Origin of the sequence: Micromonospora sp. NPDC007220, assembly GCF_040634035.1 — a bacterium.
Lineage (GTDB): Bacteria > Actinomycetota > Actinomycetes > Mycobacteriales > Micromonosporaceae > Micromonospora > Micromonospora reichwaldensis.
This window is the reverse complement of the sequence record NZ_JBEYEU010000001.1, coordinates 650009-675333: the sequence shown is the minus strand read 5'-3', so window position 1 is coordinate 675333 and position 25325 is coordinate 650009. Positions and strand designations below refer to the sequence as shown.

Here is a 25325-nt window from a genome sequence, read left to right as displayed (position 1 = left end):
GGCGTCTCAGCGGCGGCGGACCCGGTGCAGGCGGAACGGCTTGCGGGTCGCCCGGACGGCCGGGGTCTCGCGGGGTACCTCGGCCAGCGAGTCCGCGGGCAGCCCGGCGCCGGCGAGCGGCTCGCCGGCCGGCTCCAGCCGGTTCACCGCACAGCCGTCGGTCGCCCAGCGCTCCACCAGCTCCGCCGCGGGCCCGGGCGCGTTGAGCCGCTTCGCGGCCACCAACGGCGCGGTCGTCTCCCAGTGCTCGGTGCCGGGCGCCAGGCGGCTCACCCGCGCCGGCCAGGTGACGATCCGCCCGCCGTGGTCACCGCGCAGGGTGACCTGTGCCTCGGTCGCGTCGGCCAGCCCCGGGGCGGACTGCTCCCCGGGGCCGCTGACCACGAAGAGCGCCCCCTCCAGGGGCAGGCACCACAGCGCGAGCGCCGGCCCGCCGGGCACACTCACCCAGGCCACGGCGGCCTTCTTCATCGCCTCGTCGACCAGCGGCGTGCTGGTCCGCTCCGCGTCGGTCACCCTCGCATCCTCCCGCATCCGTCCCCGTCCCGTCAGTGCCGCCCGGGGTCCGGCCGCTCGCCGACGTGGACGCGGTCGGGGCGCACGGCACGGGCACGACGCCGGACGATCCGATCCGGCGGCACGGATCGCGCAGGTCAGCCGACGAACGGCGGGACCATGATCTCGCCCCGGGCCACCGGTACGACGTGCCCGGCCACGGTGGCGCCCACCGCCTGACCGTCCTCGGCGGTCACCGTGCAGGCCAGCACGGACGGGCGGTTGATCTCGATGCCCTGGTGGACGGTGTACTCCGCGCGCCCGTCGGCGGGCAGCAGGCCGCTGGCGACCAGCCACACCCCCAGGCCCAGGGCCGCCGAACCGGTGGCCGGGTCCTCCGGCACACCCAACCCGGGGACGAAGACCCGGGCGTGCGCGGTTTGAGCGGCGGCGTCCCAGGAGAAGACGCTGACGTGCTCCACTCCGTACCGCTGTGCCGCCGCCGCGTTGACCCGTGCGCGGGCCACCGCGTCCGGGCGGACCGGAAGGTAGGGGAACTCCAGCCCGCAGCCGGCCACCCGGGGCGCCGGGCCGACGTGGTCGTCCGCGTTCAGGCCGGCCATCTCCAGCAGCGGCTCCGGGTCCAGCTCGGGGCCGAGGGTGGGTACGCCGCCGGTGAGCGTGGCCCCGGTCGCGGCCACCTCGATCGGCAGCACGCCCGCCCCACATTCCTGGGTGACCTGCCCCACACCGAACATGCCACGGCGGCTGGCGGTCACCGCCGCGCCGACGCTGGGGTGACCGGCGAAGGGCAACTCCTCGGCCGGCGTGAAGATGCGGGCCCGGTAGGTGGCGCCGACCTGGGTGGGCGGGAGCACGAACACCGTCTCGGAGAGGTTGAACTCCAGCGCGAGCGCCTGCATCTGCTCGGTGGCCAGCCCTTCGGCGCCGAACACCACCGCCAGCGGGTTGCCGGCGAACGGGCGGTCGGTGAAGACGTCCACGATCTCGTAGGCCAAGGTCGACATGTTGATAAACACTAGGCGCTTAGGCTGGTGCCCGTGAGCACGCCGACCCGGGTCTACCTCGCCCGGCTCGCCGGGGTGGCCGTCTTCGATCCCAACGGCGACCAGGTGGGCCGGGTCCGCGACGCGGTGGGCAGGCTGCGGCCGACGCAACGCCCGCCCGAGGTGGTCGGTCTCGTCGCCGAGATGCCGATGCGGCGGCGCATCTTCCTCTCGCTGAACCGGATCACCTCCATCGACGCCGACGCGGTCGTGCTCGGCAGCGGCACGCTCAACCTGCGCCGCTTCGAGAAGCGCCCGAACGAACTGCTCGTGCTCCAGGAGCTGCTGGACCGCCGGGTGCAGGTCGAGCCCGGCGGGCAGTCGGGCTCCGTGGTGGACGTGGCGATGGAGTGCAGCCGGGGCGGTGAGTGGTCGCTGGCCCGGGTCGCCGTACGCGAGCAGACCGGCCGGTTGACCCGCCGGGGCCACCTGCACCAGGTCGAGTGGGAACGGGTACGCGGGCTCAGCGGCATCGCCGACAGCCGGGGCACGGCCAACCTGCTCTCGGTGCTGGAGGACATGCGCCCCGCCGACCTCGCCAACGCCCTCCAGGATCTCCCCGACACCCGGCGCAACGAGGTCGCCGCCGCGCTGGACGACGAGCGCCTGGCCGACGTGCTGAGCGAGCTGCCGGAGCGCGACCAGGTGGAGATCCTGGCCGCGCTGGACCGCGAGCGGGCCGCCGACGTGCTGGAGGAGATGGACCCGGACGACGCCGCCGACCTGCTCAGTGAGCTGCCCCCGCCCGAGCAGGACGTCCTGCTCGACCTGATGCAGCCGGGCGAGGCCGATCCGGTGCGTCAGCTGCTCAAGTACACGCCGGGAACGGCGGGCAGCGTGATGACCTCCGAGCCGGTCATCCTGCCGCCGGACGCCACCGTCGCCGAGGCCCTGGCCCGGATCCGGGAACCGCAGCTCTCCCCCGCGATCGCCGCGCAGGTCTTCGTGTCCCGGGCGCCGATGACCACGCCGACCGGCCGTTACCTCGGCATGGTGCACTTCCAGCGGCTGCTCCGCGAGCCGCCGGCCGACCTGCTCGGCGGCATCGTGGTCAACGACATCGACCCGCTGCGGCCGACCACCCCGCTGCCGGAGATCACCCGCCGGATGGCCACGTACGACCTGGTCGCCATGCCCGTCATCGACCGCAACAACCGGCTGGTCGGCGCGGTCACGGTCGACGACGTGCTGGACCACCTCCTGCCCCGGGACTGGCGGGACCGGGACGCCGCCGAGCGCCCGTCCGCCGCCGGGCCGACGCTGGACGGCGCGGATGACTGAGCAGCGACGGGCGCAGCGGCTCGACCAGCCGCGCGAGCCCCGGGGCGTCAAGCTGCCCCGGTTCGACCCGGAGGCCTTCGGCCGGTGGTCCGAGGGGATCGCCCGGGGGATGGGCACCGCGAACTTCATCGTCTACATGACGATCGTGATCGCGCTGTGGTTCGGCTGGAACACCCTGGCCCCGGCGCACCTGCGCTTCGACCCGTACACCTTCACGTTCCTGACCCTGGTGCTGTCCCTCCAGGCCAGCTACGCGGCGCCGCTGATCCTGCTGGCGCAGAACCGGCAGGCCGACCGGGACCGGGTCTCCCTGGAGGAGGACCGCCGCCGGGCGACCATGCAGAAGGCCGACACGGAGTACCTGGCGCGGGAGATCGCCGCGCTGCGCAACGCGATGGGCGAGGTCGCGACCCGGGACTTCCTCCGTTCGGAGCTGGCCCGGCTGGCCGAGGAGCTGGACGAGGCGGGCCGGCGCCGGCAGCGGCTGGAGCGCCGGCAGCAGGACAGGGTCCCGCAGCACGGCGACGGGCTGGAGGAGCCCCGCGACGACCTGGACGGCGATCAGGCCCATGACGGCCGCCCGGAGGGCCGGGAGGCCGAGGCCTGAGCGGCCCGGACGCCGCCCGCCCCGGGGTCCGGCTCGGCGGGATCGACTCGATCGTCCCGCTTCGTCCGGTATGCCGCGCGGCGCAGCCGTCGCCATCGATTCGCTCACACCGCCCCCCGCTGACGGCGGTGGGTCAGGGCCACCGACGTAGCATTGCGGGCATGTCAGCACCCGTCAGCACCGTCTCCGACGCGATCCAGGCCGCGCTGGCCACCGTCAACGACCCGGAGATCCGCCGGCCCATCACCGAGCTGGGCATGGTCCGCTCCGCCGAGGTCGGCGACGACGGCGTCGTACGGGTCGAGCTGCTGCTCACCGTCGCCGGCTGCCCGCTGAAGGACAAGCTGCGCTCGGACATCACGGCCGCCGTCGGCGCGGTGCCCGGGGTGACCGGCGTGGCGATCGAGTTCGGCGTGATGAGCCCCGAGCAGCGCCAGGAACTCCAGGCGAAGCTGCGCGGCGGCGGCGCCTCCCAGGAGCCGGTCATCCCGTTCGCCCAGCCGGGCTCCCGCACCCGCGTGTACGCGGTCGCCAGCGGCAAGGGCGGCGTCGGCAAGTCCAGCGTGACGGTCAACCTGGCCGCCGCGCTGGCCGCCCGCGGGCTCTCCGTCGGCGTGGTCGACGCCGACATCTACGGCCACTCGGTGCCCCGGATGCTCGGCGCGGACGGGCGCCCGACCCGCGTCGAGGACATGATCATGCCGCCGCAGTCGCACGGCGTGAAGGTCATCTCGATCGGCATGTTCACCGCTGGCAACGCCGCCGTGGTGTGGCGCGGCCCGATGCTGCACCGGGCGTTGCAGCAGTTCCTCGCCGACGTCTACTGGGGCGAGCTGGACGTGCTCCTGCTCGACCTGCCCCCGGGCACCGGCGACGTGGCGATCTCCCTGGCCCAGCTGCTGCCCAACTCCGAGATCCTGATCGTCACGACCCCGCAGGCCGCCGCCGCCGAGGTGGCGGAGCGGGCCGGCGCAATCGCGTTGCAGACCCACCAGCGCGTGGTCGGCGTCATCGAGAACATGTCCTGGCTGGAGCTGCCGGACGGCTCCCGGATGGAGGTCTTCGGCGCGGGCGGCGGCCAGGCGGTCGCCGAGTCGCTGACGAAGACCATCGGCGCGCAGGTGCCGCTGCTCGGGCAGGTCCCGCTCGACACCCGCGTGCGCGAGGCCGGCGACGTGGGCACCCCGATCGTGCTGGCCGAGCCGGAGTCGCCGGCCGCGAAGGCGCTGGGCCAGGTGGCCGACCGGCTCGCCCTGCGCCGGGAGTCGCTGCTCGGCAAGCCGCTGGGCCTCAAGCCCGCCGGCCGCTGACCGTACGCCGGCCACGGCCGGCACTGTCGCCACCCGCACGGGGGCGGCGTTCCCCCGGGAGCGCCGCCCCCGTCGCCGTCCGTGGCGACGCCGAGGCGGGCCGGGGTCAGGGCGGCGCGGCGTCGCCGCTGACCGGAGTCAGGTCGCGTCGCGTCGCAGCTGGCCCGGGATCAAGTCGCGTCGGCGCAGCTGGCCCGGGGTCAGGTCGCGTCGTCGTAGCTGGCCCGGGGGGCGGGGGCCGGGGCGGCGCCGGTGGCGGTCGCCGGGCGGCTGCCGTTCGCGCGCACGTCGGCGGCGGAGGCCACGTCCTTCAGCTCGTTGTGCACGCCGGTGACGTCCGCCCGCAGGTTGTCGTAGACGCCCTGGAGGGGCTTCCGGATCGCCTGCTCGTCCTCCTCGCTGAGCAGGTGCTTGCGGATGAACGCCTTCGGGTGCAGGTCCTCCAGCTGGATGTCGGTGCCCAGCTCGCGACTGAGGTCGGTGGTGGCGTTGCTGGCCATCGCGCGCAGGTTGCGCACCATGCGCAGGCCGTCGCTGATCACCGCGGGCAGCCGGTCACCGAAGATCAGCAGCGCCAGGAGCAGCAGCGCACCGATCTCCCACCAGTTCAGGTTCTCGAACACTGCGCGGGCCTCCTTCGGCGTCAGCAGCAAGACTACGCACGTGGGGCACCGGTCGGGGAGGGGGTGACCGGTCCCTACTTGGCGTCCGCGGCCAGGGTCACGGAGGCGTTCTGCCGGTTGGCGCCACGGCGGTACTCCACGGTCACCACCGCGCCGGGCGCGAACTTGCGGACCAGGGCGATCAGGTCGGTCGGTTCGGTCATCGGCCGACCGTCGAGCTTGAGGATCACGTCACCGGCCCGCAGCCCCGCGCCGGCAGCCGGGCCGGACGGCTCCACGGCCGCCAGGCGTACGCCGGCTCCTCCGGTGCCCGCGCCGGACCCGCCGACCTGGGCGCCGATCACCGTGCGCCGGGCCTTGCCGGTGCCGATGATGTCCTGCGTGATCCGCTTGGCCTGGTTGATCGGGATGGCGAAGGCGAGGCCGATGTTGCCCGCCTCCTGCCCCTCGGAGACCAGCGACTTGATCGTCGAGTTGACCCCGATCACCCGGCCCGCGCCGTCGACCAGCGGGCCGCCCGAGTTGCCGTGGTTGACCGCCGCGTCGGTCTGGATCGCCGCGTAGTAGCGCGTCGGGCCGCCGGGCTCACCGGCCCGCATCGTCCGGTCCAGGGCGCTGACGATGCCGGCCGTGACCGTGTTGGCCAGCGAGAGCGGCGAGCCCATGGCCAGCACCGGGTCGCCCACGGCCAGCGCGTCGGAGTCGCCGAACTCGACCGGCCGCAGGCCCGTCCGGGAGACCTTGATCACTGCGATGTCGGACTCAGGGTCCTGCCCGACGACGGTCGCCGGGGCCGAACTGCCGTCGTTGAAGACCACCGACGCCTTGCCGGTCGCCCCCGCCACCACGTGGTCGTTGGTGATGACGTGCCCGTCGGCGCTGGCGATGAAGCCGGAGCCCTCGCTCGTGCCGCCGAGGCCCGCCACCCGGACGGTCACCACGCTGGGCAGCACCCGCTCGGCGACCCCGGCCAGCGACTCGGGCCTGCGCTGGGCCAGGCCGGGCGCCTGCGGGTCCGCGCCGAGCACCGTGCCGGCCACGGCGCCACCGCGGACCGCGAAGGCGTACCCGAGCGCGCCGCCCAGGCTGCCCGCGAGCAGCGCGGTGATCAACGGGATGAGGAGGAGCTGCCGAAGCGTCGGCCGGCCCGGTGCGTCCGGGTCGCTGACCGGCTCCGGCTCGGTGCCGGGGCTCGGCGCGGCCGGCAGCACCACGGCGGCCGGCGCGGTCGGGTCGCGCCACGGGTCGGCCAGCGCGTCGGTCCACCAGGGCGAAGTCGTGCCGCCCCCGGCGCCCTGAGGCGTCGGCGGCGACCCCACCGGCGGATGTCCGGGCACCGGCGGTCGCGCCGGTGTCGGAGTTCCCCCGGGCTGGCGCCAGTCCCAGCCGTCGGTCACGTCGGTGCCCTCCCAGTCCATCCCCGGATCCCGCGCTCCACGGACCTGGCGACAGCGTCGCCCGGTCGCGCTGGCCGGAACACCGCTTCCAGGATTACACGGATGCCGCGGATGGAGTCACCGGTTGCCGACCGTGATCGTCGGGTGGCGGACGCGCGGCTGCGCCCGTTCGACGTCGCCTCTAGGCTCACAGTGCCCACCCGCCCCCGCACCACGCATGCCGCCCGGAGGTGTCCCATCGCCACGGTCGCCGGTTCCGGCAATTCGACGGCCCAGACCCTGCACTTCGCCGAGTCGTACGTGACCGAGGATCTCGTCCTGCGCACCGCCCGCAGCCTGGCCCACGAGGTCGGCCTGGAGGCGGTGACCCCCGGCGCCGGTGCGGCGCTGCGGCTGCTCGCCGCCGCCGGCAGCGCCCGGGCGGTGGTGGAGATCGGCACCGGCACGGGAGTCAGCGGGGTCTGGCTGCTGCGCGGGATGCGCGCCGACGGCGTACTCACCACCATCGACGTCGAGGTCGAGCACCAGCGGATCGCCCGGCGGATCTTCACCGAGGCGGGCTTCGCCGCCGGTCGCACCCGGATCATCACCGGTCGGGCGCTGGACGTGCTCCCCCGGCTCGCCGACGGCGCGTACGACCTGGTCTTCGTGGACGCGGAGGCGACCGGGTTCGCCGCCTGCGTGGACGCCGCGCTGCGGCTGCTGCGACCGGGCGGCGTGGTCGCGCTCAACGGCACGCTGGCCGGCGGCCGGATCGGCGACCCCGCCGCCCGGGACGTCGAGACGGTGACCGTCCGCGAGGCGATCAAGGCGATCCGGGAGTCCGAGCACTGGATCCCGGCGCTGCTGCCGGTCGGCCACGGGCTGCTCGCCGCCGTCAAGTGCTGACCCGCCGCTGACCGGGGGCCCGCCGGGGGCGGGCGCCGCCGGGCGGTCAACCCAGCGAGCCCAGCCAGCGCAGCAGCGAGCGTACGCCCCAGCCGGTCGCGCCCCGGGTCAGCTCGGCGTCGTCGCCGTCGGCCCACGACGGCGCGGACATGTCCACGTGCAGCCACCGGTCGCGCAGCCCGCCGGTGAACTCCCGCAGGTAGAGCGCGGCCATCACGGACCCGGCGCCCCGGTCCGGCGAGCTGTGCAGGTCGGCCAGGTCGCTGCCGAGGTGCTCGGCGTAGTCGGCGGGCAGCGGCATCCGCCAGGCTGCCTCGCCGGCGGCGGCGACAGCGGCCAGCACGTCCGCGGCGAGCCCGTCGTTGTCGCTGTAGAGGGCGCCGGTGCGCTTGCCCAGCGCTACCGCGTTCGCCCCGGTGAGCGTGGCGAGGTCGACCAGCAGGTCGGGCTGGAGTTCGGCGACGGCGTACGCGAGCGCGTCGGCCAGGACCAGCCGCCCCTCGGCGTCGGAGTTGGTGGTCTCGCTGGTCGTGCCGCCGTAGTGGCGGATGATGTCGCCGGGGCGGAACGCCGAGCCGCTCAGCATGTTCTCCGCCAGCGGCGCGAGCGTGGTGATCCGGACCGGCAGGCGCAGGGCCGCCGCGCCGAGGGTCGCCGCAACCACCGCCGCGGCGCCCGCCATGTCCTTGCGCATCAGCTTCATCGACGCCACCGGCTTGATCGAGATGCCGCCGGTGTCGAACGTGATCCCCTTGCCGACCAGCACCACGTGGGTACGCGCGTCGGCCGGCCGCCAGTCCAGCTCGACCAGGCGCGGGCCGCTGGCCGAGCCGCCCCCGACGGCGAGGATCCCGCCGAAGCCCTCGGCCGCCAGCTCCTCCGGGTCGCGGACCCGCAGGTGCAGGTCCGGCACGTCGGCGGCGAGGGCGGCGACCTGGTCGGCGAACCACTGCGGGTTCTTCACCGACGAGGGGGTGTTGGTGAGGTCGCGGGCGAACCGGGTCATCCGGGCCGTCGTCCGGGCCACCTCGAGGGCCGTGGCGTGCGCGTCCGGGTCGGCCACCACGACGTCGACCTCCGCCAGGGCGGGGGCGGTGCCGGCGTCGGTCAGCCGGAACCGGTACGAGGCCAGCAGCAGCCCCTCGACAAGTCCGCGTACGGCCGCCTCGGTGACGTCGGCAGGCATGGCCAACGTGACGTGGATCTCATCCTTCGCGGCCCGGGCCAGAGCCGCGCCGGCCGTCCGCCAGCCCGCCTCGTCGCCCTCGCCGACACCGAGCAGCAGCAGCCGGCCGGGGTCTCGCCCGGGTCGCAGCTGCGCATGGACCTCACCGGGGCGCCCGGTCAGTCGTGCCGCCGGCACCAGGGCGACGGCCTCCTCGGCCACGCCGTCGGGCAGCGTCGCCCCGGTCGGGGCCGGTCGGGCCGGTTCGTCGCCGGCCGCACCTGGCCGGACGGGGAGAACGAGGGTGTCGAGCCGGTCCGGCTCGGCGAGCAGACGGATGGCGAGCACGCGGAGCCGTACCTCCAGGAAGCTCGCGGAGCGTGGCTCCGCGGGAGAATGAAGACCCTGAGCCACCGGCGGGGCCGGTGGCTCAGGGGTTGACGAAAGGCCCACGCGGACGCGCGGACCGTTCCTCGGTCAGCCGGCGGCTGCCTTCAGTGCGTCACCGAGCGCGTTGGCCTCGTCGGGAGTCATCTCGACGACGAGCCGGCCACCGCCCTCCAGCGGGACGCGCATGACGATGCCCCGGCCCTCCTTGGTGACTTCCAGCGGACCGTCGCCCGTCCGCGGCTTCATCGCCGCCATGTTGTCTCCCCTCAGACCTACACCAGGGTCGGTGGGTTGCCCCACAGCCACTTCGTCTTGACCACCGCAACCTACGCGGGGGTGTCGACCAACGATTTTCCCTGATGAACACCGCCGGACCCAAACCGAAGCAGCATTGATGTAACAGCATCTAGCTTATCCTGAGAAGGCCTGTCACAATGTGCGGTCATGCAGGCACGGTCGGCACTCTTCGACCTGTACGGCGACCACCTCCGGGCGAGGGGCGGCCGGGCACCCGTCGCCGCCCTGGTCAGGCTGCTGGCGCCGCTCGGGATCGCCCCGCCCGCCGTGCGCACGGCGGTCTCCCGGATGGTCCGCCAGGGGTGGCTCGACCCGTGTCGGCTGACCTCCGGGCCGGGATATTCGATCACCCCGAAAGCCGCCCGCCGGCTGGACGAGGCGGCGGCGCGGATCTACCGGACGGGTCGGATCACCTGGGACGGGCGGTTCGACCTGCTGGTGCTGGAGGCCCCCCTGTCCCGCCGGGACCGGCAGCGGCTCGCCGCCAACCTGACCTTCCTCGGCTACGGCGCCCTGGACGAGTGCACCTGGGTGGCGACCCGGCCCGGCGAGGACGTGGACGTGCTGCTCGACGAGGCAGGCGTGCGCTTCGAGCGGTTCACCGCCGCGCACACCGCCGGCACCCCCGGCGCGATGGGTGTGGTGCGCCGGGCCTGGGACCTGACGGAGATCGGCCAGGCGTACGAGCAGTTCGTCGCCGAGCAGCGACCGCTGCTGGCCGGGGTCACCGTGCGCAGCCTCGACGAGGAGGCGTACGCCGCCCGGTTCCGGCTCGTGCACGCGTGGCGTACCTTCCTGTTCCGGGACCCGCAGTTGCCCCCGGCGCTGCTCCCCGAGCGTTGGCCCGGCACCGCCGCGGCCAGTTTCTTCGACCGGCACGCGGCGCGGCTGCGGCCGGCCGCCGACCGGTACGTCGAGCAGTGCCTCGACTCCGGCAACCGCATCGCCCGACAGAAGGGTCGTTAGAAGTGACCGAGCCGCTGCTCGTCGACCGAACCGACGCCGTCGTCACCCTGACGCTGAACCGCCCCACGGCGATGAACGCGCTCGACGTCGCGCTCAAGGAGGCGCTGCGGGACACGCTGGCCGAGCTGGAGACCGACCGGTCCTGCCGCGCGGTGGTGCTCGCGGGTGCGGGTCGGTCGTTCAGCGCCGGCCAGGACCTGCGTGAGCACGTGCAGACCCTGGAGTCCACCGACGGCAACCCGCTGGACACCGTCCGCGCGCACTACAACCCGATCGCCGCCCGGCTGGCCAACCTGCCCAAGCCGGTGGTCGCCGCCGTGCGGGGGATGGCCGCCGGGGCGGGCGCCTCGCTGGCCTTCCTGGCCGACATCCGCATCGGCGGGCCGTCGACCAGCTTCCTGATGGCCTTCGCCAAGGTCGGGCTCGCCGCCGACACCGGCGCCTCCTGGACGCTGCCCCGGCTGGTCGGGCACGCCAAGGCCATTGAGCTGCTGATGCTGGCCGAGCCGGTGGGCGCGGCGGACGCCTGCCAGATCGGGCTGCTCAACCGCCTGGTGGAGGACGACGAGCAGGTGCTGCCGACCGCGCAGGAGCTGGCCGCCCGGCTGGCCGCCGGCCCGACCGTCGCGTACGGGGCGATCAAGCGGCAGCTCTCCATCGCCGACGCGGGCACGCTGGCCGACGCCCTGTCCGCCGAGGCGCAGGCGCAGTCGATCTGCGGAGGCACCGCCGACCACCGCGCCGGCACCCTGGCCTTCGTCAACAAGCAGAAGCCGGTCTTCGAGGGCCGCTGACGCCTCCCCGGGCCCGCCCGGCCCCGCATTCCACCGGCCGGTGGGCCGGGCGGCCGTCGACGGTCGGGTCAGTCGTCCTCCTCCGGATCCTGGTTGGCCTCCGCGCCGAGCACGAACGCCTGCATGGCCAGCTCGTCGCCGGAGGGCGAGACGAAGGCCGGCAGCTCGCGGGGGCCCAGCTCCTGCACGTAGGCCCAGAACAGGCGGACCGCCTCGGCGGGTGACGCGGCCTCGATCGGCAGGTCCAGGCTGACCAGCCAGGAGCGCCGCTGCGGCGGCGGGCCGAGCCGGTCGGCCAGGGCCCGGAAGGCCGCCGGGTCCAGCGCGGTCACCGGCCCGTCGAGCGCCAACGCGTCGGCCGGCGCCGGCTCGTCGAAGGCCCGCCGGGTGTACGCCACCACCAGCGGCGCCTCGACCCGCTCGGACTGCGGGTCGTCCGGGTCCTCCCGCTCCTCGCCGCCGGCCCCGGTGACCCGGCCCAGCGCCACCAGCCGGGGCGGCGCGTCGACCAGCACGGCCACCCGGTCGCCGGGGCGGGGTCGGGGGGCGTCGGCCAGGCCGGTCAACTCGAGCGTGTCGTGGTGGACGAGCCGCTCGGCCTCGTAGCGCCCGGTGGGCAGCAGCACCGCCCAGGCGCCCGTGCCGTCGGCGGGGCGCGCCCCGTCCACCCGGTGCGCGGTGTCGGTCGTCATGGCCTCCATCCCATCACGCCGCCCGTGCCGCCACGACGTGGCAGCCCGCAAGGTGGTCGTCGACCATCCCGGTGGCCTGCATCAGCGCGTAGGCCGTGGTCGGGCCGACGAAGCGGAAGCCCCGCTTCTTGAGCGCCTTGGCCATCGCGGTGGACTCGGCGGTCAGCGCCGGCACCTCCGCGAACGACGTGGGTCGGGCCGGCCGGGGCGGCGGGGCGAAGGACCAGAGCAGCGCGGAGAGCCCCTCCGGAAGCTCCAGCGCCGCCCGGGCGTTGGCGATCGCCGCCTCGATCTTGGCCCGGTTGCGGACGATGCCGGCGTCGGCGAGCAGCCGGGCGACGTCGGCGTCGCCGTAGTCGGCCACGGTCTCGATCCGGAACTCGTCGAAGGCCAGCCGGAACGCGGGACGTTTGCGGAGGATGGTCAGCCAGGACAGCCCCGACTGGAACGCCTCCAGCGTGAGCCGCTCGTAGAGCGCGTCGTCGCCGCGCAGGGGCCGGCCCCACTCGGTGTCGTGGTAGGCGGCGTAGTCGGGGGTGCTGTGCCCCCAGCCGCATCGCGGCAGCCCGTCGGCGCCGATCACCAGGTCAGTCACGCGTCCACGCTAGGGCACGGCCCCGACGGGCCCGCGCCCTGCGGCCCCGCGCCGCGCCCCGGCCGCCGGGACCGGTCCGCCCGGGTTCGCCGACATCGGGGCGTCCCGGTCACGCCGACACCCCGATGTCGGCGACATCGAGTCGATCACGCCAAGTCGCCCGACGGGGCACGATCCCCGGCCGCCCCGGTCAGGGGAGCCGGCCCTGCTCCACCAGCCGACCGAACTTCTTCAGCGCCTGGCTCAGGCTGAACTTCGACCCGGGCCAGAGCACCGGCCAGGCCACCCGGCCCGCCGGCCCGCCGGGCAGGTGGAACCACTCGTGCCAGACCACCTGGGTGCGGTTCCGCTCCAGCGGCGTGCAGCGGAGCACGCCGGGGCCGCGCAGCAGCTTCCCGCAGTGCACCACGCCCACCTCGTAGGGCGCGTCCACCCGGACCACCCGCATCTCGTCACGCAGCACGGCGGGGCCGAGCGCCGTGACCGCCTCGACCAGGCTGCCCTCGCCGCCGTCGCCCTCGACCACCCGGACGGTGGTGAAGGGGATCCAGTCCGACTGCCGCTCCCAGGCGGTCAGCGCCGCGAAGACCCGCTCCGCCGGCGCGTCGACGATCACCGTGGCCGTGACCTCGCCCGCGCCGGGCTGCGCCACGTCGCGCAGGTCGTCGCCGGGTTCCGGACCGGTCACTTCGACTCCGACCCCGACCCGACCACCGGGCCGGGGCTGGTCGCGTCACCCGCCGGCCGCGTCGTGCCGTCGCCCGCGTCGGTGCGGTGCGGTGCGGCGTCGCCCGCGCCGGGCCGATCCACGGCGGCGTCGCTCGCGTCAGGCCGGTCCACGACCGCGTCGCCCGCGTCAGGCCGGTCCACGGCGGCGTCGCCCACGCCGGGCCGGTCCACGGCCGCGTCGCCCGCGTCGGACCGGTCCACGGCGGTGTCGCCCGCCCCCGTCCGGTCCACGGGGGTGTCGGCGGCGGTGTCGGCGTCGTCCTCGCCGGTCCGGTCCGCGGCGCGGTCGGCGCCGGGCCGGGCAAAGGCGGCGTCGCCGGAGTGCCTGGCGGCTGCGGAGCCGGCCGGCGTCGCGTCCTTCGCCGCCGACGCGACGGTCGGGCCCGCGAACGCGGGGATCGGCGCGACGACCACGTCGGTGCCCCCCGGTGCGTCCGCCCGGTCGGCCCCGACCGGCACCGTCCCCCGGGCCTCCGGCGACGGCTCGGCGGCGGCGGCCCCGGCCGCCTGCTCCCGCGCCCGGCGCAGGGCGTCGGCATCCGCCGTCCGCCCCTCGCGCAGCGCGGCGACCTCCGCCTCCAGCACGCCGATCAGCTCGGACTTGTAGCCGATGTCGTAGGCCGCCCGGCGCAACGCGTGGTCGACCTGGGCCATGCGGTAGCCCCGCGGCGCCGTGTCGAACCGGACCTCGCCCACGTCGGACTCGGCGAGCGGGCGGGACGCCGGCAGCGGCACGGACCGTCCGTCCGGCTCGGCCGGCACCAGGCCGGGATCCCGGCCGGAGACCAGCACCGTCACCCCGAACACGACCGCCGCGACGGTCAACGCCACGACCAGCAGGAGCAGAACCTGACCCATGCACAGATCGTGGCACGTCGAACCGCCGGGAGCGACCCCGCCACCCGCCGCGCCCCGGATCCGTGCCGAAGACCCCCGCCCGACGCACCCGTACGGAAGGCGGCGACAGCGGACCGGCGGGGCCCGACCCGGGCGGACCGGCTAGCGTCGTCATCGGCCGACGGCGGGGACGGGTCGGCGGTGGACCTTCAGGAGGCGGCATGGCCGGGGCGCTTCGGCTCGGTGGGCGCACGTTCGGCCCGGACGAGCTGGTGGTGATGGCGATCGTCAACCGCACGCCGGACTCGTTCTTCGACCAGGGCGCGACCTTCGCCCAGGACAGCGCGCTGCGCGCCGTGGAGCGGGCGGTCGAGGAGGGCGCCGAGATCATCGACATCGGCGGGGTCAAGGCCGGTCCCGGCGCCGAGGTCGACGTGGCCGAGGAGATCCGTCGTACGGTGGCGACCATCGCCGCCGTCCGGGCCGCCTTCCCCGACGTGGTGATCTCGATCGACACCTGGCGGGCCGAGGTGGCGGTGGAGGCGGTGGCGGCGGGCGCCGACCTGCTCAACGACACCTGGTCCGGCGCCGACCCGGCCCTGGCCCAGGTGGCGGCGCAGACGGGCGCCGGACTGGTCTGCTCGCACGCCGGCGGCCTGGCGCCCCGGACCCGCCCGCACCGCGCGGCCTTCGCCGACGTGGTCGCCGACGTGCTCACGACGGTGACCGGGCTCGCCGAACGCGCGGTCGCGTTGGGCGTACGCGCCGACGGGATCCTGATCGACCCGGCGCACGACTTCGGCAAGAACACCCGCCACTCCTTGGAGATCACCCGCCGGCTCGGCGAGCTCTCCGGCACCGGCTGGCCGCTGCTGGTGGCCCTGTCGAACAAGGACTTCATCGGCGAGACGCTGGACCTGCCGGTGGCCGAACGGCTGGAGGGAACGCTCGCGGCCACGGCGGTCTCGGCCTGGCTGGGCGCCCGGGTGTTCCGCGCGCACCAGGTCCGCCCCACCCGGCGGGTGCTCGACATGGTCGCCTCGATCCGGGGCGACCGTCCGCCGACGCTGACCCGGCGCGGGCTCGCCTGACCGTCGCCGTGCGGGAGCGGCGGCCGCCCGTGGCGGGACAGGGCGGTGAGGGGCTGACCGAGCCCGAGGTCAGGACCAGCGCAGGATGTTCTTCCGCCAGGCGTAGAGGATGCCGAGCGCCAGCACCGCGACGAAGACCGCCATCTCCACGACCGTGACCATGCCGAATCCCGGCCGGTCGAAGACGACCGCCCAGGGGAAGAGGAACACCGACTCCACGGCGAACAACACGTAGAGGTACGCGTACACGTAGTAACGGATCTGCATCTGCGCCCAGTCGGCGCCGACGGGGTCGAGGCCGCACTCGTAGCTGGTGCGCTTGCCGAAGGGATCCGCCGGACGGGCAGGACGTAACACCCGGTTGGCCGAGAACGCCGTAACGAAGAAGAGGACGCTGGCGAGCAGCAGCAGCCCGAGCGTCGCGTACGAGCCCAGGTAACCGGTCACGGTCGCTGAGCCTACCGCTCCTCGTCGCGGCCCGGGTCGAACCCGTTACGGATTCGTTTCCCGGCGGGACTAGTGCCCTCTGGCAACAATTGCCGAATATTGGGATCTCACTCATCGTCACCGGAGGACAGATGGCTCGCGTGGACGTACGGCCCGGCCGGCGGGCGCGTGACCGACGCGTCGTGCCCCTGTTGGCGATCGGCCTCGCGGTCGGGCTGACCATCGCCGCGGTGCCCGGCTGGGCGACCGCCGCACCGACCGGCGCCCGGGCCGCCTCCACCGCGACCGAGCCGGCCGGCGAGCCGGGCGGGGACACGCCCACGGCGGATCCGACGGACACGGGGCCGGTGCCCACCGAGGCGCCCTCGACCACGGCGCCGCCGCCGGAGACCACGCCACCGGCCCCGACGACCGAGCCGGCCCCGACGACGACGGCCCCGGAGCAGCCGGCGCCGACCACCGCCGCACCGACCACCGCCGCACCGCCCCCGGCGCCGTCGGTGCCGCCGGTCCGGCCCTCCGCGCCCGCCACCACCCCGCCGGCGCCCCTGGCCGGGGTCAGCGTCACGACCGACGACATCACCCTGACCGCCGCGTACTGGAACTCGCCGAGCACGGTGACCACGCTCCGGGTGACCATCACGAACACGGGCGCCACGCCCGCCCGGATCGGGCTGTCCTACACGCTGCCGGCCGGGCTGTCCGACGCCGGCACCGCGGGCTGCGCCCCGGTCGGCGGCGGGGAGCGCCGCTGCGGGGAGTGGGCCAGCGCGCCCGGCGCCCGGTTCAGCACCCTGCTCCGGGTACGCGTCGACGGCGACGCCTGGAAGCGGATGCCGCTCAGCGGCTCCGTCCGGGTCACCGCGACCGCCCCCGGCGTGCCCGGCCCGGTGGGCGACGACGAGGGGTTCGCGGTGCTCTTCCCGCCCGGCCCGCCGGTGCCGGGGATCAGGCTGGACGCCGACGCGGTCTCCTTCGACATCAGTGGCGGGTCGAGCGGGCTCGACGTGCGCCTGGGCAACACCGGGAAGGTGGACGCCGAGGGCCGGATCGAGGTGGTCCTGCCGGCCGGGGTGACCGTGCCGACGCCCCCGTCCGGCTGCACCACGGTCGACCCCTCCCGTACGCGCTGCGAGCTGGGCACCCTCGCCGCCGGCCGGACCGTACAGCTGCGACTGCCGGTCTCCGCGACCCCCGAGGCGCAGCGGCAGGCCCCGCTGGCCGGCGCGGTGCTCGGCCAGCTCGACCCGCGCAGCGGCCGGGCCCGGCAGGTGCAGATGAGCTTCCGGATCACCGCCGCCGCCGCGCTGGCGACCCCGGTGGCCTCGCCGCCCGCGCCGACCGGGTCGCAGGGCGTGCTCGCCGCCGACGCCGCGGCCGTCAGCGGCGACGGCGGAGGTGGCTCGGTACGGCGGACGGCGATCCTGCTGATCGTGGTCTCGACGCTGCTGGTGGTGTTCGCCCTCACGCTGGCGACCACGTCCCTGCGGCGGCGGACGACCGCCCCGGCGGGTGGACCGTCCACGGCACCGACCGAGTGACCCGGGCGGCCCTGGTCCGACCGGGTCTGCGTCCCGCCCACCCCGCGACCGGTGATCTGGATTACGGCGGGCGGACGGAAACACCTCAAATCGGGGTGGAATCTCGCTGGATCGCATCCCACAGGGCGGCCTCCGAGAAGGTTGGGGCCGCGATTCGACGTAGGCTCTCAGGTGAGGTAACTACAGCGGACCGGGCCCGCCTCGGCGGGTCTGGTGCAGCGGTGCGTCAAGGAGGTCACGTGGCCGGGCAAGGCGAGGTCACCATCATGTTCAGCCGCCCGCGCGACCGCGCCCAGCGAAGCGAGGTGCAGGCGTGACCAAGCAGATCCGTCAACTGGACCGGGTGGTGATCCGGTTTGCCGGTGACTCCGGCGACGGCATGCAGCTCACCGGCGACCGGTTCACCTCGGAGACCGCGCAGCTCGGCAACGACATCTCCACGTTGCCGAACTTCCCGGCGGAGATCCGGGCTCCCGCCGGCACCCTGCCGGGCGTGTCGAGCTTCCAGGTGCACTTCGCCGACTACGACATCCTGACCCCCGGCGACTCGCCGAACGTGCTGGTGGCGATGAACCCGGCGGCGCTCAAGGCGAACCTCGCCGACCTGCCGCGGGGCGCGGACATCATCGTCAACACCGACGAGTTCACCAAGCGCAACCTGGCCAAGGTCGGCTACCAGTCGAACCCGCTCGAGGACGACTCCCTCGCCGGCTACGTCGTGCACCCGGTGGCGCTGACCTCGATGACGGTGGGCGCGCTCGCCGAGCTTGCCGTGTCCAAGAAGGACGCCGAACGGGCCAAGAACATGTTCGCCCTCGGCCTGCTCTCCTGGATGTACAACCGGCCGTACGAGTCGACGCTGCGCTTCCTGGAGCGCAAGTTCGCCGCCCGCCCCGAGCTGGTCGCGGCGAACGTCGCGGCGTTCCGGGCCGGCTGGAACTTCGGCGAGACCACCGAGGACTTCGCGGTCCGCTACGAGGTCAAGCCGGCGAAGATGCGGCCGGGCACCTACCGCAACATCACCGGCAACGCGGCCCTGTCGCTCGGCCTGGTGGCCGCCGGCGTCCGCTCCGGGCTGCCGGTCTTCCTGGGCGCCTACCCGATCACCCCGGCCTCGGACATCCTGCACGAGCTGAGCAAGCACAAGCGCTTCGGCGTGCTCACCATGCAGGCCGAGGACGAGATCGCCGCGGTCGGCGCGGCGTTGGGCGCGTCGTACGGCGGCTCGCTCGGCGTCACCACCACCAGCGGCCCGGGCGTCGCGCTCAAGAGCGAGACGATCTCCCTCGCGGTGGCGCTGGAGCTGCCGCTGGTCATCGTCGACGTGCAGCGGGCCGGTCCCTCCACGGGCATGCCCACCAAGACCGAGCAGGCCGACCTCAACATGGCGCTCTACGGCCGTCACGGGGAGGCGCCGGTCGCGGTGATCGCGCCGAAGTCGCCGTCGGACTGCTTCCACGCGGCCATCGAGGCGGCCCGGATCGCGCTGACCTACCGCACGCCGGTCATCCTGCTGTCCGACAACTACGTCGCCAACGGCTCCGAGCCGTGGCTGCTGCCCGACGTCGAGTCGCTGCCCGACCTGCGGGTCGAGTTCGCCACGAAGCCCAACGGCGACGACGGCACCACGTTCCTGCCGTACCTGCGCGACCCGGAGACCCTGGCCCGGCCGTGGGCCGTCCCGGGCACCGCCGGGCTGGAGCACCGCATCGGCGGCCTGGAGAAGGCCGACAAGACCGGCGACATCTCGTACGACCCGGCGAACCACGACTTCATGGTGCGCACCCGGGCGGCCCGGATCGAGACGATCCCGGTGCCGGACGTCGAGGTCGAGGACCCGGATGGCGACGCCCGGGTGCTGGTCCTCGGCTGGGGCTCCACGTACGGGCCGATCGGCGCGGCGTGCCGGGGCCTGCGCCAGCGCGGCCACGCCATCGCGCAGGCGCACCTGCGGCACCTCGCCCCGATGCCGGCCAACCTCGGCACGGTGCTGCGCTCCTACGACCGCGTGGTCATCCCCGAGATGAACCTCGGCCAGCTCGCCCATGTGATCCGGGCGAAGTACCTGGTCGACGCGATCGGCTACAACCAGGTCCGCGGCCTGCCGTTCACGGCCGTCGAGCTGGAGACGATGCTGGAAGAGGTCCTGAAGAATGTCTGAGCCCGTCGCCCTCAAGCTCACCGCCAAGGACTTCAAGTCCGACCAGGAGGTGCGCTGGTGCCCCGGCTGCGGCGACTACGCGATCCTCGCCGCGATCCAGCAGTTCATGCCGGAACTGAACATCCCCCGCGAGCGGACCGTGTTCGTCTCCGGCATTGGCTGTTCCTCCCGCTTCCCGTACTACATGAACACCTACGGGATGCACTCGATCCACGGCCGCGCCCCGGCGATCGCCACCGGCCTGTCGGTCTCCCGGCCCGACCTGTCGGTCTGGGTGGTGACCGGCGACGGCGACGCCCTCTCCATCGGCGGCAACCACCTGATCCACGCGCTGCGCCGCAACGTCAACCTGAAGATCCTGCTGTTCAACAACCGGATCTACGGCCTGACGAAGGGGCAGTACTCGCCGACCTCCGAGGTCGGGAAGGTCACGAAGTCGACCCCGGCCGGCTCGGCCGACGCGCCGTTCAACCCGCTGTCGCTCGCCCTCGGGGCCGAGGCCACCTTCGTCGGCCGCACCATCGACTCGGACCGCAAGCACCTCCAGTCGGTGCTGCGGGCGGCGGCGGAGCACCAGGGCTCGGCGTTCGTGGAGATCTACCAGAACTGCAACATCTTCAACGACGGCGCGTTCGACCAGCTCAAGGAGCCGGCCACCCGCGACGACTTCCTGATCCGGCTGGAGCACGGGCAGCCGATCACGTTCGGCAAGGACGGGCAGTTCTGCGTCGTGCACCCGCCCGGCGGGTTCGGCCTGGAGGTCCGGGAGACCGCGTCGGTCAGCCCGGGTGAGATCGTCGTGCACGACGCGACGGTCACCGACCCGGCGTACGCCTTCGCGCTCTCCCGCCTGCCCGGCCTGGACCTGCGGAACACCCCGATCGGCGTGTTCCGCTCGGTGGACCGGCCGTCGTACGACAGCGTGGTGCAGGAGCAGCTCGCCGAGGCGAAGGCGAAGGTCACCGAGACCCCGGAGCAGCAGCTCGCCGGCCTCCTCGCCAGCGGGGACACCTGGACGATCCTCTGACCGGCACGGCCGGCCGCCCCTGAGCGAGAAGCCGGGGAGGCTGGCCGCCCAAGGGGCCAGAACCGCGAGAAGGGTCCGCCACCGACCGGTGGCGGACCCTTCTACGGTTGCCGGAACCCGAGCGCCGGGGCCGCATCGCCGCGTCACGTTGAGTGACAGGCCTCGCCTCCTCGCGATTCACTACGTTCAGTGACAGCGATGTCGGCTTTGAAACGAGCCCTGACTGCCGCCAATGAGGTTGGCAGCCCTGTGAACAGCGAATTCATTGAAAGTCGCGCTGACGGGTCGCCCCGACCTTGTGGGCCCTTTGCTCTGCAGCCGTATACGCACCAGGCACTCAGGGTAGCTGGCGCGTATATGGATGCAGAGCAAAGGGCCCGGACTGCAGTGGCGCTCGGAGGACGAGTTGTTACCGAACGTGACCACAGACGGGTCCGTTAACCATGCGAAGAGCGGTGCCGGCTCGGACCCACGGATCGGACGTCCGCGGCCCGCCACCAACGCCCGACCGATCAAGGGCGACCACGGATCAGGGGGCGGCTGTCGCGTGCGGGCGGTCGTCGCGTACGTGCACCAGCATGTCGCCGGTCTCGATGACCGCGCCGGCCTTGTCGGCCAGGGTGACCACCTTGCCCCGCCGGACCAGGGCGATTACCAGCGATTCCAGCTCCCGGGGCGAGCGGCCCACCTCGGAGCGCTCGGCGGAGCGCATCGCCAGCGCCATGCCCTGGCCGGGGGTGAGCAGGTCCTCCACCACGTCGATCAGCGGCGGGGCCGAGGTGGACAGGCCCAGCAGCCGGCCGGCGGTGGCCGAGGAGACGATCACGTGGTGGGCGCCGCTCTGCTTGAGCAGCGGGGCGTTCTCCGCCTCCCGGGCGGCGGCGATGATCCGCACCTGCCCGGCGGTGAGCTGCCGTACGGTCAACGCCACCAGGACCGAGGCGTCGTCGCTGTCGGTCGCGATGATCACCGCCTTGGCGTTGCGTACGTGTGCCTCGTTGAGCACCGACGAGCGGGTCGCCGAGCCCTCGATCGCCACCAGGCCGGCCGAGGTGGCCTGCCGCAGCGCCGGACCGCTGCGTTCCACCACCACGATCCGGGACTTGTCGAGCCCGTTCTCCATCAGGGCGGAGACCGCGCTGCGGCCCTTCGTCCCGTAGCCGCAGATGATGACGTGGTCCTTCACGGCTCTCCTCCACCGCGACAGGCGACGCCCGGTGCGGTACTGCTCGGTCAGCACTTCCAGGGTGGTGCCGACCAGGATGATCAGGAAGATCACCCGGGCGGGCGTGATGTAGACGACGTTGATCAGCCGGGCCGTCTGGCTGACCGGGGTGATGTCCCCGTAGCCGGTGGTCGAGAGGGTGACCACCGCGTAGTAGAAGCAGTCGAGGAGGGTCAGCGCGTCCTCGTTGACGTCGCGGTAGCCGTCCCGGTCGAGGTAGACCACGGCGACGGTGGCGAAGACCAGGCCGATGGCGGCGGCCAGTCGGAGACTCAGCGCGCTCAGGGGGCCCCGTCGCTGGGCCGGAAAGTGGATCACGTGAGGGCCTGTCCCGGCCCTGTCGTCGCCTGCACGACCACAACATAGCGGCCAGCGCGGATCTCGCACGGCGGGGTCGCCGACCCGGGTCACCACGGCTCACCCCACGGCTCACCCCACGACGCGCGGCACGACGGGACGACCCGCGCGCCCGACAGGGGGCATGATGGGGGTGTCCCGGACGACGAGCCCGAGAGTGAGGCCCGCATGTCGTTGCTGCGACGAGTGATCGGCGGGGTGCTGCGCCGGCTCCGGCTGCGGCAGGGCCGCACGCTGCGCGAGGTGGCCGAGGCCGCCGGAGTGTCGGTGCCCTACCTTTCCGAGGTCGAACGCGGTCGCAAGGAGGCCTCCTCGGAGGTGCTCGCGGCGATCTGCCGGGCGCTCGGCATCCACCTGTCCGACCTGTTGGAGGAGGCGCGCGACGACCTGCGTCGGGTCGAGCCGCGCATCCCGTCCGCACCCCGGGCCGGCCTGGCCCGGCTGGAGCGGGCGGAGGTCGGCCGGCCCGACGCCGCCGCCCCGGCCGTGCGGGTCGCTCCCCGGGCCGGCGGCCCCCTGCTCCACCTGGCTCCGCGTTCGGGCGGCACGACCCTGCGGGTCGGGCGGCCCACCTCCGCCGTGGGCGGGCGCTCCGGTCCGCGTACCCGCGTCGCGCTGGGCTGCGGGCGGACACGGGCGGGCACGCGGACGTTGACCGTCGTCTAGGCCGGCCGGTTCTGCCGTCGGCTGATCTGCCGTCGGCTGATCTGCCGCCGGCAGAATGGCTGGCCCCGCGCGTCCCGTTCCGCGCAGGCTGGAGGTGCCGGTCCCCCGGGCGCCCCTCCGGTCGCCCGCCGGCAGTGCCGGAAGGGCGGACGCGATGATCGGTCTCGACGTACGGATGTTTGACGGTGGGCAGCCGTCCTTCGGCGACCAGGTGTTCGACCGGCTGCTGAAGGAGCGGATCATCTTCCTCGGCACCGAGGTCACCGACGCCTCGGCGAACCAGATCTGCGCCCAGATGCTGCTGCTCGCCGCCGAGGATCCGGAGCGGGACATCGTGCTCTACATCAACTCGCCGGGTGGCTCGGTCAGCGCGGGCATGGCCGTCTACGACACGATGCGGTTCGTCCGCAACGACGTGGCGACGGTGGCGCTCGGCTTCGCCGGCTCGATGGGGCAGTTCCTGCTCTGCGCGGGCACGGCCGGCAAGCGTTACGCGCTGCCCCACTCACGGATCATGATGCACCAGCCGTCCGGCGGGATGGGCGGCACCGCCGCGGACATCACGATCCAGGCGGAGAACATGCTGCACGTGAAGCAGACCATGCAGGAGCTGATCGCCCGGCACAGCGGGCGCAGCCTGGAGGAGATCCAGCGGGACTGGGACCGCGACCGGTGGTTCACCGCCGAGCAGGCCCGCGAGTACGGCCTGATCGACCGGGTGGTCACGAGGGCCGAGCAGCTCCCGGGGAGCTGACGGAGCCGGGCCGCGACGGGAGGCGGCGACACCGGCGCCGGACGCGCCCCCTCGATCCGCGTCCGACCTCCGGTACGCGATGGCCATCGCCGTGCTGGCCGCCGATACGACGGAGCCTATTCCCGCCAGTGGGAATCCGCGCGGACTGCTGGCGCAGCGTCTTGTGCACGAATCTCGTTACGTCCGCCTACGCCGCGTAGCGCAGGTGTTCGCCGTTCGGCGCGCAGGACCGGTAGCGTGCCTGGGCGTGATCGAATCCGAGCACCCGCATGACACCCGATCGTCCTACGACGCCCTGGCCGTCGACTACGCCGAGCGGTTCCAGGACGAGCTGGTCGCCAACCCGTGGGAGCGGGCGGTCCTCACCGCCTTCGCCGACCTCGTGCGCGCCGCCGGGAACGGGCCCGTCGCCGACGTCGGCTGCGGCCCCGGCCGGCTCACCGGGTACCTGCACGGGCTCGGGCTCGACGCGTTCGGCATCGACCTCTCCCCGCGGATGGTCGAGGTCGCCCGCCGGGTCCACCCCGACCTGCGCTTCGACGTGGGCGCGATGCCCGATCTGGGGCTGCCCGACGCCTCCCTCAGCGGCGTCGTGGCCTGGTACTCGACCATCCACGTCCCGGACGACCTGCTCCCGGCCACCTTCGCGGACTTCCACCGGACGTTGACGCCCGGCGGTCACCTGGTCCTGGCGTTCCAGGTCGGCGACGAGCCGCTGCACCTGACCGAGGCGCTCGGCCACCCGGTCTCGCTGGAATTCCGGCGCCGCCGACCGGACCGGGTCGCCGAGCTGCTGACCGACGCGGGGCTGGACGTCCGCGTCCGGCTGGTGCGCGAGCCCGAGGCCTTCGGGAGCCAGCCGGAGCGCACGCCGCAGGCGTACCTGGTGGCCCGCCGGCCGGCCGGCTGAGGCGCCGGGTCAGCGTGCGACGGTGAGCACCACCTTGCCGAGCGCCCGGCGTCCCTCCAGGTCGTCGTGCGCGGTGGCGGCGTCGGCCAGCGGGTAGGTCGAGACCAGCGGTCGCCACCAGCCCTGCCCGGCCAGCTCCAGCGACCGGGCGGCCAGCGCCGGGATGCCGCCGGGCAGGGCGCGAAGCCGCTGACCCAGCCAGCCCACGGTCAGGCCCCGGCCGATGACGTCGCCGGTGTCGATCCGGGTCGCCTCGCCGGCCGACCAGCCGAACATCATGAACCGGCCGCCCGGCCGCGTCAGCTCCAGGGCGGCCCGGCCCACCGCGCCGCCCACCCCGTCGTACACCAGGCTCAGGCCGCCGACCCGGTCCCGCACCGTCCCGACCCAGTCCGGCTGGCCGTAGTCCACCACGAGGTCCGCGCCCAGCTCGCGCAGCTTCGCCGTCCGGTCGGCGCCGCGCGCCGCCGCCACCACGGTGGCGCCGGTCGTCCGCGCGGCCTGCGCCAGCAGCCAGCCGACCCCGCCGGCCGCCGACGGCACGAAGACGACGTCGTCCGCCGTCGGCGGCTCCAGGTCGAAGATCCCGAGTGTCGTACGGCCCGTGCCGACCGCGGCCACCGCCTCGGCGTCGGTCAGCCCCGGCGGTACGGCGTACAGCGAGCCGACGTCGGTGACCGCCTGCTCGGCGTACCCGCCCGGCACCATGCCCAGGTGCGCGACGACCCGCCGCCCGCGCCACGCCCCGTCCACGCCCTCGCCCAGCTCGTCGACGACGCCGGCGACCTCCCGGCCGGGGATGGTGGGCAGGTCGGGCAGCGGGAGCGGGCCGCCGGCCTCGCCCCGGCGCAGGGTCGTGTCGAGCAGGTGCACGCCGCTGGCCGACACCGCGATCCGGACCTGGCCGGGGCCGGGTGTCAGGTCGGGCAGGTCGTCGAGCACCAGGTTTCCGGGGGGACCGAACTCGTGAAGCCGAATGGCACGCATGTCCCCATCCGACAACCTCAATCCCG

The 25325-nt window shown here is 74.2% G+C and carries 25 protein-coding genes and 1 pseudogene; 13 read left to right on the top strand and 13 right to left on the bottom strand.

Annotated features, from left to right (window positions below):
• Window positions 1-6 precede the first annotated feature (6 nt).
• Together ABZ573_RS03295 and ABZ573_RS03290 are read right to left on the bottom strand one after the other, a co-directional pair.
• Window positions 7-516: a hypothetical protein gene (locus ABZ573_RS03295; protein WP_358115229.1), complete on the bottom strand. Its 510-nt coding sequence runs from the start codon at window positions 514-516 to the stop codon at window positions 7-9.
• Window positions 517-653: 137 nt separating this feature from the next.
• Complete coding sequence (locus tag ABZ573_RS03290) at window positions 654-1523, bottom strand: PhzF family phenazine biosynthesis protein (protein WP_358115226.1); 870 nt, start codon at window positions 1521-1523, stop codon at window positions 654-656.
• A 33-nt stretch (window positions 1524-1556) separates the two neighbouring features.
• On the opposite strand from ABZ573_RS03290, the gene ABZ573_RS03285 reads away from it, so the two are divergent.
• From ABZ573_RS03285 to ABZ573_RS03275, 3 genes are all read left to right on the top strand, one after another.
• Window positions 1557-2843 (top strand): CBS domain-containing protein, encoded by a 1287-nt coding sequence (locus tag ABZ573_RS03285; protein WP_327030401.1) that lies wholly within the window; start codon window positions 1557-1559, stop codon window positions 2841-2843.
• Window positions 2836-3450, top strand: a complete 615-nt coding sequence (locus tag ABZ573_RS03280; protein WP_358115223.1) for a DUF1003 domain-containing protein — start codon at window positions 2836-2838, stop codon at window positions 3448-3450. The genes ABZ573_RS03285 and ABZ573_RS03280 overlap by 8 nt, the downstream gene beginning before the upstream one ends.
• A gap of 161 nt (window positions 3451-3611) precedes the next feature.
• On the top strand, window positions 3612-4760 hold the full coding sequence (locus ABZ573_RS03275; protein WP_151454720.1) for an Mrp/NBP35 family ATP-binding protein: 1149 nt from the start codon (window positions 3612-3614) through the stop codon (window positions 4758-4760).
• 200 nt (window positions 4761-4960) lie between these two features.
• Here the strand turns inward: ABZ573_RS03275 and ABZ573_RS03270 are convergent, their stop codons facing one another.
• Complete coding sequence (locus ABZ573_RS03270; protein WP_151454721.1) at window positions 4961-5383, bottom strand: preprotein translocase subunit TatB; 423 nt, start codon at window positions 5381-5383, stop codon at window positions 4961-4963.
• A gap of 74 nt (window positions 5384-5457) precedes the next feature.
• Complete coding sequence (locus tag ABZ573_RS03265) at window positions 5458-6801, bottom strand: trypsin-like peptidase domain-containing protein (protein ID WP_151454722.1); 1344 nt, start codon at window positions 6799-6801, stop codon at window positions 5458-5460.
• 279 nt (window positions 6802-7080) lie between these two features.
• Between ABZ573_RS03265 and ABZ573_RS03260 the strand changes: the two genes are divergently transcribed.
• Window positions 7081-7668 carry an O-methyltransferase gene (locus tag ABZ573_RS03260; protein WP_089003702.1) on the top strand — a complete coding sequence of 196 codons (588 nt, stop codon included), beginning with the start codon at window positions 7081-7083 and terminating at the stop codon, window positions 7666-7668.
• Window positions 7669-7714: 46 nt separating this feature from the next.
• On the opposite strand, the gene ABZ573_RS03255 is transcribed toward ABZ573_RS03260, so the two are convergent.
• Both ABZ573_RS03255 and ABZ573_RS03250 read right to left on the bottom strand, forming a co-directional pair.
• Window positions 7715-9181, bottom strand: a complete 1467-nt coding sequence (locus ABZ573_RS03255) for a leucyl aminopeptidase family protein (RefSeq protein ID WP_358115218.1) — start codon at window positions 9179-9181, stop codon at window positions 7715-7717.
• Window positions 9182-9310: 129 nt separating this feature from the next.
• Window positions 9311-9478, bottom strand: a complete 168-nt coding sequence (locus ABZ573_RS03250; RefSeq protein ID WP_007455245.1) for a DUF3117 domain-containing protein — start codon at window positions 9476-9478, stop codon at window positions 9311-9313.
• A gap of 189 nt (window positions 9479-9667) precedes the next feature.
• Here ABZ573_RS03250 and ABZ573_RS03245 point away from each other — a divergent pair, with 189 nt between their 5' ends.
• Together ABZ573_RS03245 and ABZ573_RS03240 are read left to right on the top strand one after the other, a co-directional pair.
• Window positions 9668-10486: a PaaX family transcriptional regulator C-terminal domain-containing protein gene (locus ABZ573_RS03245; protein ID WP_151454724.1), complete on the top strand. Its 819-nt coding sequence runs from the start codon at window positions 9668-9670 to the stop codon at window positions 10484-10486.
• 2 nt (window positions 10487-10488) lie between these two features.
• Entirely contained in the window at window positions 10489-11280 is a 792-nt protein-coding gene (locus tag ABZ573_RS03240; protein WP_151454725.1) for an enoyl-CoA hydratase-related protein, read from the top strand.
• Between the two features lie 68 nt (window positions 11281-11348).
• Here ABZ573_RS03240 and ABZ573_RS03235 read toward each other — a convergent pair whose 3' ends face one another.
• The 4 genes and pseudogenes from ABZ573_RS03235 to ABZ573_RS03220 form a co-directional block, all read right to left on the bottom strand.
• Window positions 11349-11972 (bottom strand): hypothetical protein, encoded by a 624-nt coding sequence (locus tag ABZ573_RS03235; RefSeq protein WP_358115214.1) that lies wholly within the window; start codon window positions 11970-11972, stop codon window positions 11349-11351.
• A gap of 13 nt (window positions 11973-11985) precedes the next feature.
• Window positions 11986-12567, bottom strand: a complete 582-nt coding sequence (locus ABZ573_RS03230) for a DNA-3-methyladenine glycosylase I (RefSeq protein WP_151454727.1) — start codon at window positions 12565-12567, stop codon at window positions 11986-11988.
• Window positions 12568-12757: 190 nt separating this feature from the next.
• Window positions 12758-13255 (bottom strand): SRPBCC family protein, encoded by a 498-nt coding sequence (locus tag ABZ573_RS03225; protein WP_132231660.1) that lies wholly within the window; start codon window positions 13253-13255, stop codon window positions 12758-12760.
• 542 nt (window positions 13256-13797) lie between these two features.
• A pseudogene (locus tag ABZ573_RS03220) lies at window positions 13798-14154 on the bottom strand (DivIVA domain-containing protein); the annotation flags it as partial.
• 200 nt (window positions 14155-14354) lie between these two features.
• Between ABZ573_RS03220 and folP the strand changes: the two are divergent.
• Complete coding sequence (folP, locus tag ABZ573_RS03215; protein WP_151455522.1) at window positions 14355-15224, top strand: dihydropteroate synthase; 870 nt, start codon at window positions 14355-14357, stop codon at window positions 15222-15224.
• A 69-nt stretch (window positions 15225-15293) separates the two neighbouring features.
• Here folP and ndhC read toward each other — a convergent pair whose 3' ends face one another.
• Window positions 15294-15671: an NADH-quinone oxidoreductase subunit A gene (gene ndhC / locus ABZ573_RS03210; protein WP_121396759.1), complete on the bottom strand. Its 378-nt coding sequence runs from the start codon at window positions 15669-15671 to the stop codon at window positions 15294-15296.
• Window positions 15672-15802: 131 nt separating this feature from the next.
• Here ndhC and ABZ573_RS03205 point away from each other — a divergent pair, with 131 nt between their 5' ends.
• The 3 genes from ABZ573_RS03205 to ABZ573_RS03195 all read left to right on the top strand — a co-directional run bounded on the left by ABZ573_RS03205 (window position 15803) and on the right by ABZ573_RS03195 (window position 20400).
• A complete protein-coding gene (locus ABZ573_RS03205) occupies window positions 15803-17212 on the top strand; it encodes a hypothetical protein (protein WP_358115210.1) in 1410 nt (469 codons plus the stop codon).
• Between the two features lie 313 nt (window positions 17213-17525).
• Window positions 17526-19373 (top strand): 2-oxoacid:acceptor oxidoreductase subunit alpha, encoded by a 1848-nt coding sequence (locus tag ABZ573_RS03200; protein WP_358115207.1) that lies wholly within the window; start codon window positions 17526-17528, stop codon window positions 19371-19373.
• Window positions 19366-20400, top strand: coding sequence for a 2-oxoacid:ferredoxin oxidoreductase subunit beta (locus ABZ573_RS03195; protein WP_151455526.1), 1035 nt, complete (start codon window positions 19366-19368; stop codon window positions 20398-20400). Before ABZ573_RS03200 ends, ABZ573_RS03195 begins: the two co-directional genes overlap by 8 nt.
• Before the next feature lie 529 nt (window positions 20401-20929).
• Here ABZ573_RS03195 and ABZ573_RS03190 read toward each other — a convergent pair.
• Window positions 20930-21943 carry an NAD-binding protein gene (locus tag ABZ573_RS03190; RefSeq protein WP_151455527.1) on the bottom strand — a complete coding sequence of 338 codons (1014 nt, stop codon included), beginning with the start codon at window positions 21941-21943 and terminating at the stop codon, window positions 20930-20932.
• Window positions 21944-22150: 207 nt separating this feature from the next.
• Here ABZ573_RS03190 and ABZ573_RS03185 point away from each other — a divergent pair, with 207 nt between their 5' ends.
• The 3 genes from ABZ573_RS03185 (at window position 22151) to ABZ573_RS03175 (ending at window position 24312) form a co-directional block, all read left to right on the top strand.
• Window positions 22151-22648: a helix-turn-helix transcriptional regulator gene (locus ABZ573_RS03185; RefSeq protein ID WP_327030396.1), complete on the top strand. Its 498-nt coding sequence runs from the start codon at window positions 22151-22153 to the stop codon at window positions 22646-22648.
• A gap of 154 nt (window positions 22649-22802) precedes the next feature.
• Window positions 22803-23402, top strand: a complete 600-nt coding sequence (locus ABZ573_RS03180; protein WP_151455529.1) for an ATP-dependent Clp protease proteolytic subunit — start codon at window positions 22803-22805, stop codon at window positions 23400-23402.
• A gap of 247 nt (window positions 23403-23649) precedes the next feature.
• Window positions 23650-24312, top strand: coding sequence for a class I SAM-dependent methyltransferase (locus ABZ573_RS03175; RefSeq protein WP_225852290.1), 663 nt, complete (start codon window positions 23650-23652; stop codon window positions 24310-24312).
• 9 nt (window positions 24313-24321) lie between these two features.
• On the opposite strand, the gene ABZ573_RS03170 is transcribed toward ABZ573_RS03175, so the two are convergent.
• Window positions 24322-25299 (bottom strand): zinc-binding dehydrogenase, encoded by a 978-nt coding sequence (locus ABZ573_RS03170; RefSeq protein WP_151455531.1) that lies wholly within the window; start codon window positions 25297-25299, stop codon window positions 24322-24324.
• Window positions 25300-25325 lie beyond the last annotated feature (26 nt).

Excerpts from the sequence above, each read along its gene's own strand:
- ABZ573_RS03290 (WP_358115226.1), bottom strand. The coding sequence starts at position 1,523 with ATGTCGACCTTGGCCTACGAGATCGTGGACGTCTTCACCGACCGCCCG.
- ABZ573_RS03280 (WP_358115223.1), top strand. The coding sequence starts at position 2,836 with ATGACTGAGCAGCGACGGGCGCAGCGGCTCGACCAGCCGCGCGAGCCC.
- ABZ573_RS03275 (WP_151454720.1), top strand. The coding sequence starts at position 3,612 with ATGTCAGCACCCGTCAGCACCGTCTCCGACGCGATCCAGGCCGCGCTG.
- ABZ573_RS03265 (WP_151454722.1), bottom strand. The coding sequence starts at position 6,801 with ATGGACTGGGAGGGCACCGACGTGACCGACGGCTGGGACTGGCGCCAG.
- ABZ573_RS03250 (WP_007455245.1), bottom strand. The coding sequence starts at position 9,478 with ATGGCGGCGATGAAGCCGCGGACGGGCGACGGTCCGCTGGAAGTCACC.
- ABZ573_RS03245 (WP_151454724.1), top strand. The coding sequence starts at position 9,668 with ATGCAGGCACGGTCGGCACTCTTCGACCTGTACGGCGACCACCTCCGG.
- ABZ573_RS03235 (WP_358115214.1), bottom strand. The coding sequence starts at position 11,972 with ATGACGACCGACACCGCGCACCGGGTGGACGGGGCGCGCCCCGCCGAC.
- folP (WP_151455522.1), top strand. The coding sequence starts at position 14,355 with ATGGCCGGGGCGCTTCGGCTCGGTGGGCGCACGTTCGGCCCGGACGAG.
- ABZ573_RS03205 (WP_358115210.1), top strand. The coding sequence starts at position 15,803 with ATGGCTCGCGTGGACGTACGGCCCGGCCGGCGGGCGCGTGACCGACGC.
- ABZ573_RS03195 (WP_151455526.1), top strand. The coding sequence starts at position 19,366 with ATGTCTGAGCCCGTCGCCCTCAAGCTCACCGCCAAGGACTTCAAGTCC.
- ABZ573_RS03185 (WP_327030396.1), top strand. The coding sequence starts at position 22,151 with ATGTCGTTGCTGCGACGAGTGATCGGCGGGGTGCTGCGCCGGCTCCGG.
- ABZ573_RS03180 (WP_151455529.1), top strand. The coding sequence starts at position 22,803 with ATGATCGGTCTCGACGTACGGATGTTTGACGGTGGGCAGCCGTCCTTC.
- ABZ573_RS03170 (WP_151455531.1), bottom strand. The coding sequence starts at position 25,299 with ATGCGTGCCATTCGGCTTCACGAGTTCGGTCCCCCCGGAAACCTGGTG.